Annotated in this window: 12 protein-coding genes; 9 read left to right on the top strand and 3 right to left on the bottom strand. The window is 36.5% G+C overall.

The genetic code is table 11. The features are described 5' to 3' along the window. Positions 1-79 precede the first annotated feature (79 nt). From VB796_RS13780 to xylA, 3 genes are all read left to right on the top strand, one after another. Positions 80-2,530: a glutaminase family protein gene (locus tag VB796_RS13780; protein WP_323347141.1), complete on the top strand. Its 2,451-nt coding sequence runs from the start codon at positions 80-82 to the stop codon at positions 2,528-2,530. Between the two features lie 255 nt (positions 2,531-2,785). Next, complete coding sequence (locus VB796_RS13775; RefSeq protein ID WP_323347140.1) at positions 2,786-6,376, top strand: VCBS repeat-containing protein; 3,591 nt, start codon at positions 2,786-2,788, stop codon at positions 6,374-6,376. A 388-nt stretch (positions 6,377-6,764) separates the two neighbouring features. Further along, the gene (gene xylA, locus VB796_RS13770; protein WP_323347139.1) at positions 6,765-8,096 is read left to right on the top strand and encodes a xylose isomerase; all 1,332 of its coding nucleotides are present in this window, start codon (positions 6,765-6,767) and stop codon (positions 8,094-8,096) included. A 109-nt stretch (positions 8,097-8,205) separates the two neighbouring features. Here the strand turns inward: xylA and VB796_RS13765 are convergent, their stop codons facing one another. The 3 genes from VB796_RS13765 to VB796_RS13755 form a co-directional block, all read right to left on the bottom strand. Beyond that, a complete protein-coding gene (locus VB796_RS13765; RefSeq protein WP_323347138.1) occupies positions 8,206-9,222 on the bottom strand; it encodes a GntR family transcriptional regulator in 1,017 nt (338 codons plus the stop codon). 2 nt (positions 9,223-9,224) lie between these two features. Beyond that, the gene (locus VB796_RS13760) at positions 9,225-11,576 is read right to left on the bottom strand and encodes a penicillin-binding protein 1A (protein ID WP_323347137.1); all 2,352 of its coding nucleotides are present in this window, start codon (positions 11,574-11,576) and stop codon (positions 9,225-9,227) included. A 210-nt stretch (positions 11,577-11,786) separates the two neighbouring features. Then, positions 11,787-13,931 (bottom strand): hypothetical protein, encoded by a 2,145-nt coding sequence (locus VB796_RS13755; RefSeq protein WP_323347136.1) that lies wholly within the window; start codon positions 13,929-13,931, stop codon positions 11,787-11,789. A 275-nt stretch (positions 13,932-14,206) separates the two neighbouring features. Between VB796_RS13755 and VB796_RS13750 the strand changes: the two genes are divergently transcribed. From VB796_RS13750 to VB796_RS13725, 6 genes are all read left to right on the top strand, one after another. Next, a complete protein-coding gene (locus VB796_RS13750; RefSeq protein ID WP_323347135.1) occupies positions 14,207-14,413 on the top strand; it encodes an AtpZ/AtpI family protein in 207 nt (68 codons plus the stop codon). A gap of 341 nt (positions 14,414-14,754) precedes the next feature. After that, the gene (locus VB796_RS13745; RefSeq protein WP_323347134.1) at positions 14,755-15,117 is read left to right on the top strand and encodes a DUF1304 domain-containing protein; all 363 of its coding nucleotides are present in this window, start codon (positions 14,755-14,757) and stop codon (positions 15,115-15,117) included. Positions 15,118-15,142: 25 nt separating this feature from the next. After that, positions 15,143-15,637 carry a DinB family protein gene (locus VB796_RS13740; RefSeq protein ID WP_323347133.1) on the top strand — a complete coding sequence of 165 codons (495 nt, stop codon included), beginning with the start codon at positions 15,143-15,145 and terminating at the stop codon, positions 15,635-15,637. A gap of 74 nt (positions 15,638-15,711) precedes the next feature. Beyond that, complete coding sequence (locus VB796_RS13735) at positions 15,712-17,703, top strand: peptidoglycan D,D-transpeptidase FtsI family protein (RefSeq protein ID WP_323347132.1); 1,992 nt, start codon at positions 15,712-15,714, stop codon at positions 17,701-17,703. Positions 17,704-17,799: 96 nt separating this feature from the next. Then, the gene (gene rodA, locus VB796_RS13730; RefSeq protein WP_323347131.1) at positions 17,800-19,089 is read left to right on the top strand and encodes a rod shape-determining protein RodA; all 1,290 of its coding nucleotides are present in this window, start codon (positions 17,800-17,802) and stop codon (positions 19,087-19,089) included. Between the two features lie 123 nt (positions 19,090-19,212). After that, entirely contained in the window at positions 19,213-20,466 is a 1,254-nt protein-coding gene (locus tag VB796_RS13725) for an MFS transporter (protein WP_323347130.1), read from the top strand. Positions 20,467-20,636 lie beyond the last annotated feature (170 nt).

The raw sequence follows: 20,636 nt of genomic DNA, 5'->3' as shown, positions 1-20,636 counted from the left end.
GTGAAAGAAAATGTGGGGTTAATTTTAGCCCCACATTTCTTAAATTTTATCATAATAATCAGCATTTAATAATAAAAAAATGAAAAAAATATTTTTAGTAGCACTTATTTTGTCTCAAGTAGCATACTCCTCTTTTTCCCAAAATACTCAAGCTCCCGCTTTTCCACTTATTACACACGACCCATATTTTAGTATTTGGTCAACGTCCGACAAACTCAACGACTCGCCCACCAAACATTGGTCTGGCACTGACCATTCTTTGATGGGTATGCTAAAAGTGGACGGAACAATTTACCGTTTTATGGGTGCCAAAAGTATTGGGTACAAAAATATATTACCCGCAGGTGATGATATAAATTATTCGGCAAAATATACAGAAACAGAACCTGCAAACGACTGGAAAAATGAAGGTTTTGATGATGCTAATTGGCAAAATGGAGTTGCACCTTTCGGAAATAGAGATGGGGTTTCAAAGACTTTATGGAAATCTAAAAATATTTGGATGCGTCGCACTTTTACGCTTGATAATCTTAATTTTAAAGAACCCCTTTTAAAACTTCAACATGACGATAACGTAAAGGTTTATCTCAACGGTGACTTAATCTATGATGCAGGTTGTTGTGCAGGGAAATATTTGTATTTACCACTTAGCAATGAGGTAAAAAGTAAATTGAAAAAAGGTAAAAATGTATTTGCCATTCATGTAATCAATACAGGCGGCGAAGCATTGTTGGACGTTGGTATTGTTGAAAAAAATATTCCTACTACCGATGCTAAAATACAATTGGCAGAACAGAAAAGCGTGAAACTCAATGCTACCCAAACCCTTTATGAATTTGCTTGTGGAAAGGTGAATTTATCGCTAACTTTTACCTCACCTTTGTTGATTAATGACCTTGATATTATGGCACGTCCAGTGTCGTATATTAGTGCCAAAGTGAAGGCAAACGATGGGGCATTGCATGATGTGCAATTGTATTTGGGTGCTTCAACAGATATTGCTACCAATCACGATTCGCAACCAATATCTGCTCAAAAATATACCAATAACAATTTGAGTATTTTGAAAGCAGGAACTTCTGAACAACCCATTCTAAAGAAAAAAGGAGACGACCTCAGGATTGATTGGGGATATATGTACGTGGCAACGCCAACTTCTGCAAACGTAAAACAATCAATTTCTACGAATGATATTCAGAATCCTTTTCAATCAATTTCTAAAGATGTTTTATTAGGTAAACGCTTGACTTTGAATACTATTGCTGATATGGGAAAGGTTGGGAATACATCCAAAGAACAAGTAATTATGCTTGCTTATGACGATTTATATGCCATTCAATATTTTGGGAAAAACCTATTGCCTTGGTGGAAAGAGAATGGCTCAACCATTGAACAACAACTGACTTTAGCAGCAAAAGATTATTCAACAATCGTTAAAAAATGCGAAGTTATCAACCAAACAATTTATGATGATGCTTTGAAAGCAGGTGGAGAAAAATACGCAAAATTGTGCGAATTGGCTTATCGTCAGAGTATTTCGGCTCATAAATTAGTCAAAAGTCCACAAGGAGAAATTTTGTTTCTCTCAAAAGAAAACTTTAGTAATGGTTCAATAAATACAGTGGATGTAACTTATCCGTCAGCACCTCTATTCCTAATTTATAATCCTGATTTGATGAAAGGAATGTTGAATGGAATTTTTTATTATAGCGAAAGTGGAAAATGGGCAAAACCATTTCCTGCCCACGACTTAGGGACGTATCCACTTGCCAATGGACAAACTTATGGTGAGGATATGCCTGTGGAGGAATGTGGAAATATGATGATTTTGGCGGCAGCAATCTGTAAAGCAGAAGGTAATAATGAGTACGCCAAAAAACATTGGAAAACGATGAATATTTGGGCTGATTTCTTGGCAAAAGACGGCTTTGACCCAGCCAATCAACTTTGTACGGACGACTTTGCAGGTCATCTTGCTCGAAATATTAACCTTTCAGCAAAAGCCATTGTTGCCCTTGAAACTTATACGCAATTAGCGAAGGAATTGGGCGAAACGGCAACTTATCAAAAGTATGATGCCATTACCAAAGGTTTTGTAACCAAGTGGATAGAAATGGCAAAAGATGGCGACCATTACGCCTTGACTTTCGATAAAAAAGGTACGTGGAGTCAGAAGTATAATTTGGTTTGGGATAAAGTTATGAACCTTCATTATTTTCCGAAGGAAGTATTTGAGACTGAAGTAAAATATTATTTGACAAAGCAAAATGAATTCGGTTTACCACTCGACAGCCGTGCGACGTACACAAAATCAGATTGGGTAATTTGGACTTCAGTCTTGGCTAATAATCCCCAAGATTTTGAAGCATTCATCAACCCGATGTACACCTATGCAACCCAAACATCATCAAGAGTTCCAATCAGCGACTGGCACGAAACCAAGACGGGTAAAATGGTTGGATTTCAGGCAAGAAGCGTTGTTGGAGGCTATTTTATGAAAGTTTTAGAACAAAAATTTAAGCATAAATAATTTTCAACATAGGTGGATGATTTCTGAAATGCCTTTGCCTTTGGAGAAATTAGATTTTAAACAAAAAGAGACGGTAGCAATGCCGTCTCTTTTTTGATAGATGGCATTGTCATCAATTAACAAATGTTAGGCTTGAGTTTTCAAATTAGGATAAATTAATCTCATTGAATTTTAGAAATCTTACATAAAATCGTATTAAATTTATATTTTATATATAATCAAAAAACGTATTTCAATTCTGAAAGCATTAGAGTCATGACCCGCAAATTGTCCCTTTCCTTATCAATAATCACTTCATTTTTTTTATATTCTTGTAAAGACGATACTGTTTTTACAAAACTCGCAACGGATAAAACGAATATCAATTTTTCGAATCGTATCACCGAATTAGATACCATGAACATTCTCACCTTTGAATATGTGAATAATGGCGGAGGCGTTGCTTTGGGTGATTTTAACAACGATAAATTAGTGGATGCTTATTTTACAGGCAATCAAGTTGATAATAAACTTTACCTCAATAAAGGAGATATGAAGTTTGAAGATGTTTCACAAAAAGCAAATGTTGAGGGTAAAGGACGGTGGTGTTCGGGCGTAGCGGTTGTGGATATCAACAACGATAAATTATTGGATATTTATGTATGTGCTACCGTGAAGAAAGTCGCCGCCGAACGTGCCAATTTATTATATGTAAATCAAGGAGTTGGCAAAGATGGCGTGCCTGTTTTTAAGGAAATGGCTCAAGAATATGGAATTGCCGATACCACCCATACAACCAATGCGGTTTTCTTTGATTATGATAATGACAGTGATTTAGATTTATATGTATTGGTGAATGAAATGGATGATACTCGTTTCCCGAATAAATATCACGATAAAATTGTGGACGGTTCATCAAAACGTACTGATAGATTATACCGCAATGATTTCTCTAAAGAACTCAATCACCCTGTTTATACCGATATTAGTAAAGAAGCTGGAATTTTGATTGAAGGTTATGGTTTGGGGGTAAATATTACAGATATTAATCGTGATGGTTGGAAAGATATTTATGTCACCAATGACTATTTAACCAACGATTTGCTCTACATCAATAGTGGAAATGTAAATGGTGCATCGCCAAAATTTACAGACCAAGCGGCTGATTACTTTAAACATACGTCACATTCAGCGATGGGAAATGATGTAGAAGACTTAAATAATGACGGATTGGTAGATTTTATGTCAGTTGATATGATGCCCGCAGATAATTATCGTAAGAAAATGATGACGATGGCAAACAATTATTTGGTTTATCAAAACAATAATCAATATCATTATACTTACCAATACCCAAGAAATACTTTACAGATAAATCAGGGAATTAATCCTAAAACTGGAAAGCCCGTTTTTAGTGAAATGGGTTTATTGGCAGGTGTTGCAGAAACAGATTGGAGTTGGACACCGATGATTACCGATTTTGACAATGATGGTTTCAGAGATATTATCATCACCAATGGTTTTCCGAAAGACATTACCGACCAAGATTTTATGGCGTATCGAAACGATGTTGGAAATTATACCGAAACGATGTCGCTTTTAGAATTGATACCTTCTGTAAAAATCTCGAATTATGCTTTCAAAAATAAAGGCAAATCAAACGATACACAGATTGGTTTTGAAGATGTAACAAAAGCATGGGGAATCGATGTGCCGAGTTTTTCAAATGGTGCCGCTTATGCCGATTTGGATAATGATGGCGATTTAGACTATGTTGTCAATAATATCAACGATTCTGCTTCGGTTTATCGTAATAATTCTATCCAATTGAAGCCCGAAGAAAGTAATTATTTGAGAGTGAAATTTAATGGTTTATCCAATAACATCAACGGAATAGGAGCGTGGGTAGAAATCGCTTACGACAACGGACAAAAGCAAGTTTATGAAAATACGCCTTATCGTGGGTATTTATCAACCATTGAAAATGTGGCTCATTTTGGTTTAGGAAAAATCAAAAAGATTGATGAAGTAAAAATCATCTGGCAAAGTGGAAAACAACAGATTCTCAAGAATATTCCTGCCAATCAAGTGCTAATTGTTGATGAGAGATTGGCAGTTAGTAGTCCAGATAAAGCAGGAATAAATACAGTTGTATCATTGTTTGAAGACGTAACCGATTCATTAGCAATAGATTATATTCATAGTGAATTTGATGCGATTGATTTTAATATTCAGAAATTATTACCTCATAAACTTTCTCAATTTGGACCTGCCATCGCCGTTGGTGATGTTAATGGAGATGGATTAGAAGATGTATTCATTGGTGGTTCGATGAAAAAGAAAGGCGTATTTTTAGTGCAAAATGCCGCAGGTAAATTCGTGAAAACTGATTTAATCTCGAATGAAACCGATGAAACAAAATTAGCGGAGGATATGGGCGTACTTTTATTTGATGCCGACCACGATAATGACCTTGATTTATACATTGTGAGTGGAAGTAACGAATTGCCAAAAGATTCACCTGATTATCAAGATAGATTTTATGAAAATGATGGAAAAGGACATTTTTCTCAAAACAAAAACGCTTTACCGAAATTCTTGAAAAGTGGCTCGTGTGTGAAAGCAACAGATTATGACCACGATGGCGACCTCGACCTTTTTGTGGGCGGACGTATGGAAGTAAGTGCGTATCCAAAACCTGTTTCAAGCTATATTTTACGGAATGATTCTCGTGGAGGTCAGCCCGTTAAATTTACAGACGTTACTGCTCAAATTGCTCCAAATTTGAATAATATTGGGTTGGTTTGTGATGCTCTTTGGACAGATTTTGACAATGACGGTTGGGTAGATTTGATGCTTGCGGGTGAATGGATGCCGATTACTATTTTGAAAAATACGAATGGAAAATTTGCGAACATAACCCCAAATACTGCTTCGTTGAACAAAGAAGTTGGTTTGTGGACAAGCCTAACATCTGGAGACTTTGACAATGATGGAGACATGGATTATATCGCAGGTAATATGGGTGTAAATTCCCTCATGCGTGCGTCAGACGAATATCCTGTAAGTATTTATGGAAAAGATTTCAATAATGATGGGAATTATGATGCCATTCCGTCGGTCTTTTATAAAGACAAAGAAGACAAAAGAACAGAAGTTACGTTTCATGGAAGAGATGATTTAGCCAAGCAAATGAATACTATCCGTAAGAAATTTGATAACTTCTCGAAATTTGCCAATGCAGGAATTAAAGATGTTTTGTCGGAAGATGATTTGAAAGATGCACTCATTTTAAAGGCAAATCATCTCAAAACCAGTTATATCGAAAATCTTGGCAAAGGAGAGTTTAAAGTTTCAGCTTTGCCTTTACAAACACAAACCGCACCGATAAACGGAATGTTAGTAGAAGATTTTGATGCCGATGGAAACGTGGATATTTTGATGGTGGGTAATGACTACGGCACAGAAGTTTCGGTAGGTCGTTTTGATGCTTTTAATGGTTTACTATTGAAGGGAAATGGCAAAGGGCAGTTCAAGCCTTTAACATTATCTGAAACTGCTTTCTGCGTAAGTGGCGATGCCAAAGGTTTGGTAAGAGTTACCAACGCCAAAGGACAACCTTTGATGATGGCAACGCAAAATTTAGCCGAATTGAAAACTTTTAGAGGTATGAAAAACTATATTTCAAAACCTTTACAATCGGGTGATGCAGTGGTTATTGAAAAATTGAATAATGGCAAAAGTAGGAGAGTAGAAGTTGGTTACGGAACGTCATTCTTATCTCAATCATCCAGAAATTTATTGCTTTCTCCCAACGTAAAATCGGTGGAAGTAATTGATAGCAAAGGGAAAAAGAGAAATTTGTAAGAAATATTTTTAGAATTTTAGTAGAGACAAGGCAATGCCTTGTCTCTTTTTGTTTGGGAAATGGTCTGGCGAATTGTCGTAATTTCTTTGTGGCATTAAAAACACAAAACCTCTTCACGCTTGATTTGCAAATCAGGGTAAGCGAGTTTGAAACGGTAAAATAGTAACATCAGATAATGTTATTTACTGCCAATAACGGAGTAAATAGTAAAACATATTTTATACAAGACATTGCCTTATTTCTACTTAAACCGAAAAATATCCATAAAATTCAATGAATTTATTTTGATTTTCTTAGAACAAATTATACTTTTGTTTTAAATTTATAGAACAGTATAGAACACTTGATTAAAACATTCAAAAAATAAACAATCAACATTTCAAAACAATGGCAAACATCACGTTAGGAGACAAAGAATATTTTGCAAATATTGGCAAAATTCAGTTTGAGGGTAGAGAATCTGACAATCCTTTGGCGTTTAAATGGTACGACGAAAACCGTATTGTGGCAGGTAAAACAATGAAAGACCACATGCGTTTTGCAACAGCTTACTGGCATACTTTCTGCGGAACTGGTGCTGACCCATTTGGCCCAGGAACAAAACAATTTGCATGGGATGCTAAAAATGATGCCGTTGGTCGTGCGAAAGATAAAATGGATGCCGCTTTTGAATTCATGACAAAATTGGGTACTCCGTATTACTGTTTCCACGATATTGATTTGGTTGACGAAGGAAATTCTCTTTCGGAATACGAAAGTAACTTGGCGGCTATTGTTGACTATGCTAAACAAAAGCAAGCAGTTAGTGGCGTGAAATTATTGTGGGGAACTGCCAACGTTTTCTCTAATCCGAGATACATGAATGGTGCTTCTACTAACCCAGATTTCAACGTATTGGCTCATGCAGGTACGCAAGTGAAAAATGCAATTGATGCAACCATTGCTTTGGGTGGCGAAAACTATGTATTCTGGGGAGGTCGTGAAGGTTATATGACTTTGTTGAATACTGACATGAAGCGTGAAAAAGCTCATTTAGCTAAATTCTTGACAATTTCACGTGATTATGCTCGTAAAAATGGATTTACAGGTAAATTCTTTATCGAACCAAAACCATGTGAGCCAACAAAACACCAGTACGATTACGATTCTGAAACGGTAATTGCTTTCTTGAAAGAACACGGTTTAGAAAACGATTTCATGTTGAACATCGAAGTAAACCACGCTACTTTGGCAGGTCATACTTTCCAACATGAATTGCAAATTGCGGCTGATGGAGGTTTCTTGGGAAGTATCGATGCTAACCGTGGAGATTATCAAAATGGTTGGGACACTGACCAATTTCCGACGAATTTGAATGAAATCACAGAGTCTATGTTGATTATTTTAGAAGCGGGTGGAATTACACACGGTGGTATCAACTTTGATGCAAAAACTCGTAGAAATTCAACTGATTTAGATGATATTTTCTTGGCACATATCGGTGGTATGGATACGTTTGCAAGAGCTTTGGTAATTGCGGATGATATTTTGACGAAATCACCATACAAGAAACTTCGTAAAGACCGTTATGCGTCGTTTGATGCTGGAAAAGGAGCTGATTATGAATCAGGAATCTTAACTTTAGAAGACTTGAGAAACTTCGCTTTCGAAGCTGGTGAACCTGCTCAAACAAGCGGAAAACAAGAGTTATTCGAGAATATTATTAATCAGTATATTTAAGATTAGTTATTGGTTGATTGGTTATTGGTTAATTGGGAATTGGTTATTGGTTAATTGGTTATTAAAATAATCTCTTAATAACCAATCAACCAGTAACCAATCAACCAACTCACAACGACCCTCTCACAATCAATCTACTTTCACTTCTGATTTTTCCTTTCTGACGATTGTGAACCATTCTACCTGCTAATTTTCCCATTTCTACAAAGTCATTTGAAATGGTGGTGATGCCATCTTCTGCTAAAATCTCTTTGATTGGCGTATCATCATAAGACAAAAGTCCGATGTTTTTTCCTAATGTTAAATCCTTCCGATTCGCATAATTTACGAAACGAACAAGGTCATTTTCTAAAAATAAAATGTAAGCATTTCCTGCTTCCAAAGACTCAAAAACCAAATTATCCACTACTTCGTTTTTGATATTATTGGCTTCGCAAAATTTTAGAAAACCCTTCAAAATACCTTTGGGCGTGTATTGAAACTGGTTTTTACTCAGAAATAAAGTCAAACTTTTATATTGACGAATCTTGGGTAAAGCGTCGGTTAGTCCTTGATAAAAATTCTGTTCAAAATCTTGATAAAGCGTTGGATATGTTTCGTCTAATTGCTCAACATCAATATCCAAAATCAATAATTTATCCTTCGGAATTTGCTTCACAATTTCAGATACATCTTCATTAAAATGGGGCATGATGATATAAAAATGATAATTGCCAAGATTGTTGACAATCACATTTTCAAAGACATTCAATTCGTGATAATGGAAGTATAAATCAATGGAAACCTTGTCGCCGAGGGCTTCACGGAGTGATAAAAAAAGAGCTTCTTTGTAGGAGTTCATGGCATCGAACAAGACAAAAACGTGCATTTTTGCTTGAACATCCGTAGAAATAACGTAGTAACCTTTTCCATGTTGTGGAGCTACAATTCCCCGTTCTCGTAACTCCTCGTATGCACGAATAACCGTCATTCGAGCAACGCCCAATGAGCCAGTTATTTCATTGATAGTGGGCAATTGGTCGCCTCTTTTCAAAACACCTTGTTGAATACGCTCAATTATCTCATCGGTAATTTGCTGATATTTAGGTGTTTGTGAATTGGGTTCGATTTGTAGTGGCTTTTTCATGCTTACTTCAAAAAGCCCTCCTCATCCTCTTTTGGTTTGGCAGTTGGTTGTTGAATACCCGTTGAGTCGGTACTAATGGTATAACTTGAATTACATCCTAAATCAGCTCCTTCGGGCTTGCGGAACGGTTCTTTTTTAAATCCTGCGATGACTAAGGATTTATCGGCATAAACTTTATCCATAAACATGGCGTAGGCGGGCATTGCCATTTTTGCCCCTTGTCCGAGTGAAAGACTACGGAAGTGAATACTGCGGTCGTCGCCACCTACCCAAACGCCAGCCACTAAGTTTTGAGTAACACCCATAAACCAACCGTCTGAATAATTGGAAGTTGTACCTGTTTTTGCTCCAATATCGTTTCCTTTTGCACAATTATATCGGTTCAAACCTTGAGCCGTTCCCCCTGATTCTTGGATTGCTCCTTTCAGCATGTGGGTCATTTGATAGGCAGTTTCTGAGCTAATTACTTTTTTTGAAGTAGTTTCAAAACGTTTTAATTCGTTGCCGTTTTTATCTTCAATTCTCAAAATCAAAATGGGGTCAATTCTTTCACCTTCGTTCATGAAAGTACAATAAGCGGCAACTTGCTCATAAACAGATACTTCGCTCGCACCTAAACACAAAGCAGGTGTTTCATTTAATGTACTTTGAATGCCCGCACGGTGAGCAAATTCGGCTACTTTTTCAGGGCCTAAAATTTTCATTAATTTAGCCGAAACTGAATTAATTGAAAGTCCCATCGCATGGCGTAAACTCATGCTTGCATACGAATATCGTCCTTCTGAGTTTTGAGGAGTCCATGTTTTTCCAACTAATCCGTCTTCTGCTCCAAAAGTTACGGGTTCATCTACCACATAGTCACACAAATTGGCGGCTCCGTTTTCCAAAGCAGCCGCATACACAAATGGCTTGAAAGTTGAACCAGGTTGACGTTTTGATTGACGCACGTGGTCGAACTTGAAAAATTTGAAATTGATACCACCAACCCATGCTTTTACGTGACCATCATTTGGATTCATCGCCATAAAACCACAGTTAAGGATTCGTTTATAATAATTCATCGAATCCAAGGGTGAAAGCGTCGTATCTCGGTCGCCTTGCCACGAGAATACGGTCATTTTTACAGGCGTTTTTAATATCTTCCAAACGGTTTCTTCATCACCGTTATATTCTTCCATCAAGGCTTTATAGCGTTGGGTACGTTTCATAGCATCTTTCAAAAAACCTTTGATTTCGTGCATTTTTTCGTCCACCCAAGGATTACGCCCTTTCCAGTGAGCATAAAATTTCTTTTGTTGGTCTCTCATGTGGTCGTCCAAAGATTCCTGAGCGTATTGTTGCATTCTCGAATCTATGGTCGTATAAATTCTTAATCCGCTGGTATAAAGGTTCAATTTATCGCTTTCATCACGAGTTGAATTGATGTCCGCTAAAGCATTTTGTAATTGTTTTTTGAGAGCTTCACGGAAATAAGGAGCATCACCAGTATTCTGATTTTCTACCTTGAAATTAAGTCCAAGTGTTTTACCTTGTAATTCAATCGCCTCTGCTTGGTCGATGTAACCATAACGATACATTTGTCCGAGTACAATATTTCTACGAGTCAAACAGCGTTCTGGATGACGACGTGGGTCATAAAGTGAAGGGTTTTGCAACATTCCGATTAAAGTTGCCGCTTCTTTTTCCGTGACATTGTTTACGTCTTTTCCGAAATATGTTTTACAAGCTACTCTAATTCCGTAGGCATTATTCCCAAATGACACTTCATTGAGATACATTTTTAAAATCTCCTGTTTGGTATAACGGCTTTCTAAACGTACGGCTAAAATCCATTCTTTAGTTTTGGCAATGAGCGTTCTGATTAAAGGGATTTTGGCTAAAATACCTTTATAACTTGTACCGTCTTCGGAGTTGTCTTCTTCAGCACTACGACGAGTATCAAATAAATTTTTGGCTAATTGTTGAGATAACGTACTACCACCTCCCGCACTTCCCAAGTGTGTAATTACTCGAAATGTTGAGCGTAAATCTATCCCCGAATGTTGTGTAAAACGAGCATCTTCAGTAGCAATAAGTGCTTTGATTAAATTGGGCGAAAGTTCTTCATACTCAACGGGTGAGCGGTTTTCACGGAAATATTTACCCATTTCTACGCCGTCTTCAGAATATAAAACCGAAGCGACTTGACTCTTGGGGTTTTCTAATTCTTGTAAACTGGGCATACCACCAAATAGCCAAAGGAAATTGAATTGAACGGCTAAAATGTACAATAGAAATGATGCAAGACCAAAGCCCGACCACTGCCAAATTTTAGCGATAATTGATTGATATTTACCTTTTTGTAGTTGAAACATACTATATAAATTGTAAGGATTTTTAGCTTTAGGCTACGCTATTTTATGCAAAATGTATGAAATAGCTGGAATTTACAAATTTAGAAATATTAAATGACAATTCTGATATTCATATTCAACATAGGTGTTAGGGCTTAGGTATTAGGTAATAGAGTGATACCCCATTGCCTAATGCCTAAGCCCTAATATTTATGGTTTTTATGTATAACGTTATTTCTTCTCAGCAGCTTGTAATCGTTCTTTCGCCATTGAAATTAATTGGCTTTTGGGGTAATCAGTAATGAAGTTTTTTAAGGCTTTTTGATATACTTCCACCGACTGCGTTTTGGCTAAAAGCATTGTTTTCAAAAACACAAATTTATCCTCAATTTGGCTGTTTGGATATTGTTTTAAACCTGTTTCTATAAACGTCTGAGCGTCTGTAAAATTACTTTGAGTATAATAATCGTAAGCCTCAGCGTAAAGTTTTTGGGCTTCTGATTCTTTGCCTGTGCTTAATGTTTCGTTGGTATTACGGTTTAATAATCGGGCAAAGTAGGAGTCTTCATAATCCTTCATCAATCTTTTTCTGTACGTTTCTTTACCTGCTGGATTATCTTCGTTTAGTAAACAAAGTAAATATAATGCTTCTGGTTCGTGCGATGATTTAGGGAAATCACTCAAAAAATGCTCAAATGAAATCACGGCATTTCGTGGTTCATTTAGTTTGAATTTATAGACTTTTCCTAACTCGAAAGATGCTTCTTCTTTGCGTTTTTGTGATGCCGTTAAAGCGTCAGCCGAGAACGGAATTTTGGCTTTCAACTCTGCCACATCGGCTTTTATGCCTAAATCCTGTGGAATGCTAAGATTTTTGAAGTTATTATTATTGCTGGTTGCTTGTGCATTATTCGTTGGGTTGTCAAAACTTAAAGCATTGTCTTTGCTTTTTCTACGCCAGTTGTCTTCCAATGCTCTTGTTCCCCAAACAGTTGTAAATGAGGTTTTTCCTTGTTGTTGAGCAATTGGGTTGGTGAAATACCAAGATGTTTTGTTGGGGTCAGTGAAAACATCAGTGTTTGACTTTGCTTGTTGTTGTATTCCTTTATTGACAATATCTTGAGCTCTTTGTAAGTCGGCTTGTTCTTTTGCTTTTTTATCCAAAATTACTTTTTCTAAAACCTTTTCTAATTGAGCAGGATTCATTTTAGCTAATTTTTGTAAAGAATCTTCCGTTTTGATAATGGTATATTGTTTTACAAAATCACCCAAAGAACGCTGTTTTTCAATCACTCGTTTGTAGGCAGGGTCTTGCGGAGATAACAATGAAGCCGTACTGTCGTAATATGCCGCTGCCATTTCATAATTACCCATTTTATTATAATATAAATCGGCTAATTTCAAGAATGTATAAGGCAATTGTTGTAAATTTTGGCTATTACGGGCGGACGCTTGGAGAAATTTTACGCCATCTTTAGAATTACCTTTTCGCATTTCCACCATTGACATGGCTTCGTAAATTTTATCTTGCAAATCTTTGTTTTTAGAATCCTTCAAAAGTTTTTCAAAACCAGCGGTTTGTCCTAAAACTAAGGCATTGTTTAGTTTTGCGTAAAATCCTAAATCATAAGATGGATGACTTTTATTGACTGCTAAATACATTTCAGAAGCGGCATCTTTTTCGTCTAATCCTTCATACATTTGTCCCGCTGCGTACAATACACGAGCTTTTTGCTCATTTTTTTTCATGTACGGCAATACTTCTTCAATAATGGCAACAGAAGTTTCATATTCACCTTTGAGTTGGTGTAAATAGGCTTTTGTTAAATAAAAATCACGAGTATTTTCTTTGTCTAATGGCTCTTCTCTCAATAATTCTGCCACTCTTAATCCCGTTTGGTACTCGCCTTGTTCGGTGTACGCTCGCATCAATCCGATAAGTGCCGCATCACGTGCTTTGTCGCTCGTAGCGTTCGTATTTACGTATTTGAATGTTTCAATGGCATTTTTATAATCAGCTTTCATCAAACGAGCCTTTCCGATAAGAACGTAGGCATCATCTAACCATTTTGAATTTTGATGGCGTTCTGCCACCAAAGAGGCTTTTTTGATAATGGCGGTTAATTGCTCACCGACTGCCCCTGCCGAGTTAGAATCAATCGGAATTAAAATAGGAAGTTGTTGAGAATAATTGTCTTTGTGAGCGTCAAATAGGATTTTTTCAGCTTCTTGCATTTTTATATTAGCCTGAAAAAGAGCATTATATTTTGCATTGACATTATGAAAACCAACGCTTAAAGGCGAGTTACTGTATTGTGAACATCCCAAAAGGATTCCACAAATGAGCGTTATGTATAGAAAGTATTTTTTGTTCATTTCTTGAAAAGAGGCACAAGGTGACGGACGCACAGAGGCACAAAGGGAAAACGGAAAACTAACCGTAATTTGAAAACGCAATTTTACACAAAAATAGTATCAGTTTCCATGCCAAAGGAATAAGAATTCACTTTCAAGTTTATAATTGACTGAAAATTAAACAATCAGGGCAAAATATATGGTTTTTTACCTTCATTTCTCTGCTGAAAATAATTCTTATAAAAACTATCTTGTCTAATATTTCTATTGTGCTTACAAAGGTTTATTTTTGTAAAATGGAACAAAAAAACACTCCCAATAAATATGCACGTTACGCAGGAGCAGGAATGCAGATGCTCGTGACGATTGTCATTGGGGTATATCTGGGAACTTGGCTGGATGAAAAATTCAAAATGCAAACGCCGTGGTTTACGGTTGGGTGTTCGTTGTTTTTCATTTTTGCAGGAATGTACTTATTTATCAAAGGTTTACCGAAGGAGTGAGGAGTTTATGTGTGAAGGGTTTATGAGTGAGGAGTTTATGAGTTAAGAGTTTATGAGTGAAGGGTTTATGAGTAAGTATAAAACCCCTAATATACCCTGATTTTTGAGTGAATTAGATTTATAAAAACAAATGATATGAACTACTAAATGCACTGTTTAATAAGTTATTTCAACTTCCCGAAAGTTCTAACACTTTCGGGAAGTTCTCCAATCAAACATTTTAGGATGAAAATTATTCAGATAACTTATTAAACAGTGTACTAAATACTGAGGAGGTAAAGTTTTCTCGCTTTTCGCAAATCGCTTTTTCGCTTATTTAAACAATCTCAATCCCTAAAAAAATGAAAATAATATCTGAAATCGCTATTGGATTAGTTGCCTTAGAGGCTTTTTACATTTTGTACATAGAAATGTTTGCTTGGACGACCAAAGGTCCAAAAATATTTAAAGGTTTTCCAAAAGATTTATTTGTACCAACCAAAAGTTTGGCGGCAAATCAAGGATTATATAATGGCTTTTTGGGAGCAGGTTTGGTTTGGTCATTGCTGATTACGGACTCGCAATGGAGCGTTAATGTAGCTTGTTTCTTTTTGGGGTGTATCATCGTTGCAGGAATTTACGGTGCTTTAACGGCTCAAAAATCTATATTTTTTACGCAAGCAATGCCCGCAATTATTGCTTTGGCTTTGACGTTGTTGAGATAAGATTCAAAATTAATTTTTAATTGAAATGAACAAAAAATACCTCATTGAATTAGCCGATTACAATATTTGGGCTAATAATCTTATTTGTGATTGGCTCTTGCAAATAAGCGAGGAACAATTTATACAGTTTGTAGGCGGAAGTTTTAACAATATTCAAGAAACCGCATTGCACATTGCCGCTGCCGAAAAAATTTGGTATGAAAGGTTAGACGATAATGTCCAAGAATGGTTAGGTTTCACTTTCAAAGGAGATAGAACTGAACTGATAGAAATTTGGAAGAAATATTCTCAAAACTTTAAGCAATATATCGAACATACGTCTGAGGAAGATTTATTAGAAAAGTTTGCTTTTACTACCCGAGACGGAACACCGCATTTCATGCCAAGATACCAAGCTTTAGTTCATGTTTTTAATCATTCTACGTATCATCGTGGACAAATAGTACAGAGCCTTCGTCAAGTTGGTTTTACCAATGTTGGCTCAACTGATATGATTGGCTATTATAGAAAATTTAGTTAGGTCAGCGTAAAAATAGTATTGTTCTTTAAAATAATTATAACTCATCCATCCTTTACCCAATCACTCATTCCCCAATGGAAGAGATTAGAAAACGATTTATTCAAGGTTTTTTTATTCTGATAGCGTTGATTTACGTTAGCAGATTATTCTATTTACAAGTCATCGACGAAACGTATAAACTTGATGCAGAAAATAATGCCATCCGAAAGTTAATTCAAGTACCTTTTCGAGGTTTGGTTTATGACCGTAATAAAAAACTGATTGTAAGCAATACAGTTGTTTATGATTTGTATGTTACGCCCAAAAAAGCAAAAGTGGCGGATACACTTCGTTTCTGCGAAATGTTTGGCATTACTCGTCCCGAGTTTGACAGCCTTACCCATCTTGCCAGAATTTACTCGCCCGTTCGTCCGTCATTGATGTTACGTCAGCTTTCTCGGCAAGATTATGCTCGTGTGCAAGATGCAATGGTTGATTATCCTGGATTTGATTTTCAGGTAAGTGCTTTACGTACTTATGACTCAAAAGCGATGGCAAATGCTTTGGGTTATGTAGGTGAAATCAGTCCAGAACGACTATTGAAACAAGAAGAAACTGGCGAAGGATATTACCGACAAGGTGATTATGTAGGCGTTACAGGCTTAGAACGTCAATATGAAGAACAACTAAGAGGAGAAAGAGGCATCAAATACATGATGGTAAACAGTAGGGGAGTTGAAAAAGGGGCATTCAAGAATGGAGCTTTTGACAAAGAACCCATTGCAGGAAAAAACCTAATGACATCCATCGACATCAATTTACAAGCTTATGCAGATAGTTTGATGCAACATAAAGTTGGTAGTGTGGTGGCAATTGAACCATCAACAGGTGAAGTTTTGGCAATGGTGTCAGCTCCGACGTATGACCCAAGTTTATTATCGGGCAGAACATATTCAAAGTATTTTCAAACCTTAAATCTCAATCCATTACATCCACTTCTTAATCGTCCGCCAAGTGCGTATTATCGTCCAGGTTCAACATTTAAGATTATTCAAGCCTTAGTTGCTCTACAAATGGGGGCAATTTCTCCAGGTACAGGTTTTGGACATGGAGGTTCTCCGATAAATTGTAGCCATAATCACCCCGTTGCGAGTGATGTGCAAAAAGCCATTCAATATTCTTGTAATCCATATTTTTATCAGACTTACAAGCGAATGATTTATAAAAATAGCGAATCCAATGTATTTAAAAAATCAGCGGTAGGTTTAGCTAAATGGGATGAAATGGTAGCGAAGTTTGGTATTGGGCAATCGTTAGAAATTGACCTTCCGAATGAGAAAAAAGGAAAATTGCCAGACGTACCTTATTACGATAAAATGTACAAAGGAGAATTGCGTTGGAAGTTTTCAAATATTGCCAGTAACAGTATTGGAGAAGGTGAAATTATCGTAAATCCTCTAAAAATGGCAAATGTTGCAGCCATTGTAGCAAATAGAGGTTGGTATATCCGTCCACATTTGGTAAAGGGCGTTGGTAAAATTGGCGATGTTGATGAAAAATATAAAGAAAAAATATCCGTAGGCATTGAACGTCGTCATTTTGAAACCGTTATTGGTGGAATGGTTGCGGCAGTTAATAATGGTACGGTTTCGGGAGATGGACGAATGAGTGATATTCAGATGTGCGGAAAAACGGGAACGTCACAAAACCGACACGGTGAAAACCACTCCATTTTTATTGCTTTTGCTCCGAAAGTCAATCCCACAATTGCCATTGCCGTTTTTGTAGAAAATGCGGGTTCTGGTGGAGCCCATGCTGCTCCAATTGCTTCTTTATGTATTGAAAAATACATCAAAGGACACTCTGACAGAAAAGCAATTGAAACAAAATGGATGAATAAAGGCTATCCAATTAATATTATTAGAACTACTCCAAAATCAGATAATTCTAAAAATCCATCTGCTAAAAAAGACAGTGTTGTGAAAAAAGTAGATGAAGAATTGTTCCTGACAACGCCACAATCATTACCACTAATTGGGGCAGAAAAACCAAATACATTTAAAATTCCGATGAAACCGAAGAGGTAAAGGAAATAGTTATTGGTTATTAGAAATTGGTTATGCTCAAACCCTTGAGACGACCAATTACTGATTTCTAATTCCCAATCACTAATCACTAAAATAATGGCAAGACAAGAAAAAATATCAAAAAATTTAGATTGGATTACCGTCCTTCTTTTCATCGTGTGTGTGATAATGGGTTGGGCAAATATATATGCAGCGATTTACAATCCTGAAAATCCGATGTGGATTGGTGATGCTGGCTTTTTCGATACCAATGCAGGTAAACAACTTATCTGGATTGGCACAACCGTTTTACTGATAATCGCCATTCTGGTAATTGATTACCGTTTTTACGAAACCACCGCATTTTTTATTTATGGTTTCTTTATTTTCATGCTAATTTCCGTTTTTGTGATTGGTGCTGAGATTAAAGGTTCGCACTCATGGATTCGGATTGGTGGTTTTCAAATACAACCCGCCGAGTTTGCTAAAATGGCAACGGCTTTGGCTTTAGCAAAATACGTGAGTACGCCAATGGTCAATTTATCTCGTTTCAAAGACCAATTCAATGTTGCTTTAATCATCTTGATTCCACCCATTCTGATTTTACTTTCGCATGAAACGGGAGTTGCATTGGTTTTTGCTTCATTCATGGTTTTATTATACAGAGAAGGTCTTCCTGGGGTTTATCCAGCATCATTTCTGAGTATTATTATATTATTTGTTCTGTCATTGATTTATTCTTCTTCGCAAATATTTATTGGTTTAGCCGTTTTATCAGGCTTAATTATTTGGATTTTACCCCGTTATGAACGTAAAACTCGGAATATCTTGATGATAATCGGAGTGGCTTTTGCAATGGGTGTTTTTGCTACGGGGGTAGATTGGGCAATCAATAATGTTCTCCAAGAACATCAACGAAACCGTATAAAAGTATTAATTGACCCTGATTTTGACCGTAAAAGAACAGGTTATAATGTTCGTCAAGCAAAAATTGCAATTGGTTCTGGCGGATTAATTGGCAAAGGATATTTACAAGGAACACAAACAAAATTTGACTTCGTACCCGAACAAAGTACCGATTTTATTTTCTGTACTGTTGGCGAAGAAGAAGGTTTTGCAGGAAGTTTATTAGTTGTAGGCTTGTTTCTGAGCTTATTATTGAGGGTGATTTATTTAGCGGAGCGACAAAAATCCCGATTTGCCCGAGTCTATGGTTACGGGGTAGTATCGATTTTGTTTTTCCACTTTATGGTCAATATTGGTATGACCATCGGTTTGATGCCCGTTATTGGAATTCCTTTGCCTTTCTTTAGCTATGGAGGTTCGTCGCTTTGGTCGTTCTCGATTCTATTATTTATTTTTCTGAAAATTGACGCACACCGTTCTCAAGTTTTATCAAGATGGTAGTGAGAATGTAGATTTTTTGAATTACGATTTACGAATAAATTGTTAATCTTGAAATTACTTAATCATACTAATCATGGTTCAAACAAAGGTTTAATCGTCAATACCTAACATACAATTTCCAAAATGACTACAACAGATACCTCAATCTCAAAAAATGCCAAAATTCTGATTGCCGTAGCTGCATTGGGCTACTTTGTGGATGTTTATGACCTCATTCTTTTTGGGGTTGTTCGTAATCCGAGCCTTGTTAGTTTGGGTTTAAACAAAGCACAACAATTATCAGAAGGGCTTTCTTTATTCAATATTCAAATGGCAGGAATGCTGATTGGTGGAATTTTATGGGGAATTTTGGGTGATAAAAAAGGACGTAAATCGGTATTATTTGGTTCAATTTTGATGTATTCTACCGCCAATGTTCTGAATGGATTTGTACAAAATACTTCATTTTTAGACGCAATCACCCAATACGGAATCCTTCGATTTATAGCAGGAGTTGGTTTGGCAGGAGAATTAGGAGCAGGAATTACGCTCGTAAACGAAACTTTACCGAAAGAAAAAAGAGGATTTGGAGCCTTAGTTATTGCAGGTACAGGAGCATTAGGAGCTGTTACGGCAGCGATAGTTGGTGGGGCAAGTCAAGACCCCGAATGGTGGAGAACTTGCTATTTTATTGGTGGAGGCATGGGACTTTTCTTATTGATTTTACGTTTTGGAACGTTTGAATCGGTGCTTTTTCAGAATGTAGAAGCAAATGTAGAGAAAGGAAATATGCTAAGTCTTTTCTCAAACCGTGAGCGATTCGTGAAATATTTTTACTGTATTCTGATTGGTTTACCCGTTTGGTACATCGTTGGAATTTTGATTTTGACTGCTCCCGAAATGAGTAAAGTATTGAATGTACAGGGAGAAATTACGGGTGGAAAAACCATCATTTTTTGTTATTCAGGACTTTCTGTTGGCGATTTTTTGAGTGGTTGGGTAAGTCAAGTATTAAAAAGTAGAAAGAAAACAGTCTATATTTTTGTAGGTTTTGCCATTGTTTCTACCATTATATATCTGAACGTTAGCGGTTTATCATCCACTGTTTTCTATATTCTTTGTTTTGTTTTAGGTTTTGGTGGAGGTTTTTGGGCAGTTTTTGTAACGATGGCTTCAGAACAATTTGGTACTAATATTCGAGCAACGGCAACAACTACCGTTCCCAATTTTGTGAGGGGTGCATTGATTCCCATTACGGTTGGTTTCAAAGCCCTCATTCCTTCTTTTGGACTTGTTAATGCGGCTATGATTGTGGGTGTAATTTGCTACGGAGCTGCCTTGTGGGCAACGTATAAAATAGAAGAAACTTTCTCGAAGGATTTGGATTATATCGAGTAGAAAACTTCATGAAATTAGGGACTATTCAACATGAGTCATCCCGAATTTTTCTTTTGAATTCGGAATTATCTACTATTTGTCGCAAGACAAAATTAGCCCACGGATAAAACAGATAAAACAGATTTACACTGATTTTTCTTTAAATTTATCCGTGTAAATCCGTTGAATCA

Source organism: Arcicella sp. LKC2W (assembly GCF_034931005.1).
GTDB lineage: Bacteria > Bacteroidota > Bacteroidia > Cytophagales > Spirosomataceae > Arcicella.
This window is presented reverse-complemented; position numbering and strand designations above follow the sequence as displayed.

What these genes read in the sequence shown, in the direction of transcription:
- VB796_RS13780 (WP_323347141.1), top strand. Translation starts at nt 80, where the DNA reads ATGAAAAAAATATTTTTAGTAGCACTTATTTTGTCTCAAGTAGCATAC.
- VB796_RS13775 (WP_323347140.1), top strand. Translation starts at nt 2,786, where the DNA reads ATGACCCGCAAATTGTCCCTTTCCTTATCAATAATCACTTCATTTTTT.
- xylA (WP_323347139.1), top strand. Translation starts at nt 6,765, where the DNA reads ATGGCAAACATCACGTTAGGAGACAAAGAATATTTTGCAAATATTGGC.
- VB796_RS13765 (WP_323347138.1), bottom strand. Translation starts at nt 9,222, where the DNA reads ATGAAAAAGCCACTACAAATCGAACCCAATTCACAAACACCTAAATAT.
- VB796_RS13760 (WP_323347137.1), bottom strand. Translation starts at nt 11,576, where the DNA reads ATGTTTCAACTACAAAAAGGTAAATATCAATCAATTATCGCTAAAATT.
- VB796_RS13755 (WP_323347136.1), bottom strand. Translation starts at nt 13,931, where the DNA reads ATGAACAAAAAATACTTTCTATACATAACGCTCATTTGTGGAATCCTT.
- VB796_RS13750 (WP_323347135.1), top strand. Translation starts at nt 14,207, where the DNA reads ATGGAACAAAAAAACACTCCCAATAAATATGCACGTTACGCAGGAGCA.
- VB796_RS13745 (WP_323347134.1), top strand. Translation starts at nt 14,755, where the DNA reads ATGAAAATAATATCTGAAATCGCTATTGGATTAGTTGCCTTAGAGGCT.
- VB796_RS13740 (WP_323347133.1), top strand. Translation starts at nt 15,143, where the DNA reads ATGAACAAAAAATACCTCATTGAATTAGCCGATTACAATATTTGGGCT.
- VB796_RS13735 (WP_323347132.1), top strand. Translation starts at nt 15,712, where the DNA reads ATGGAAGAGATTAGAAAACGATTTATTCAAGGTTTTTTTATTCTGATA.
- rodA (WP_323347131.1), top strand. Translation starts at nt 17,800, where the DNA reads ATGGCAAGACAAGAAAAAATATCAAAAAATTTAGATTGGATTACCGTC.
- VB796_RS13725 (WP_323347130.1), top strand. Translation starts at nt 19,213, where the DNA reads ATGACTACAACAGATACCTCAATCTCAAAAAATGCCAAAATTCTGATT.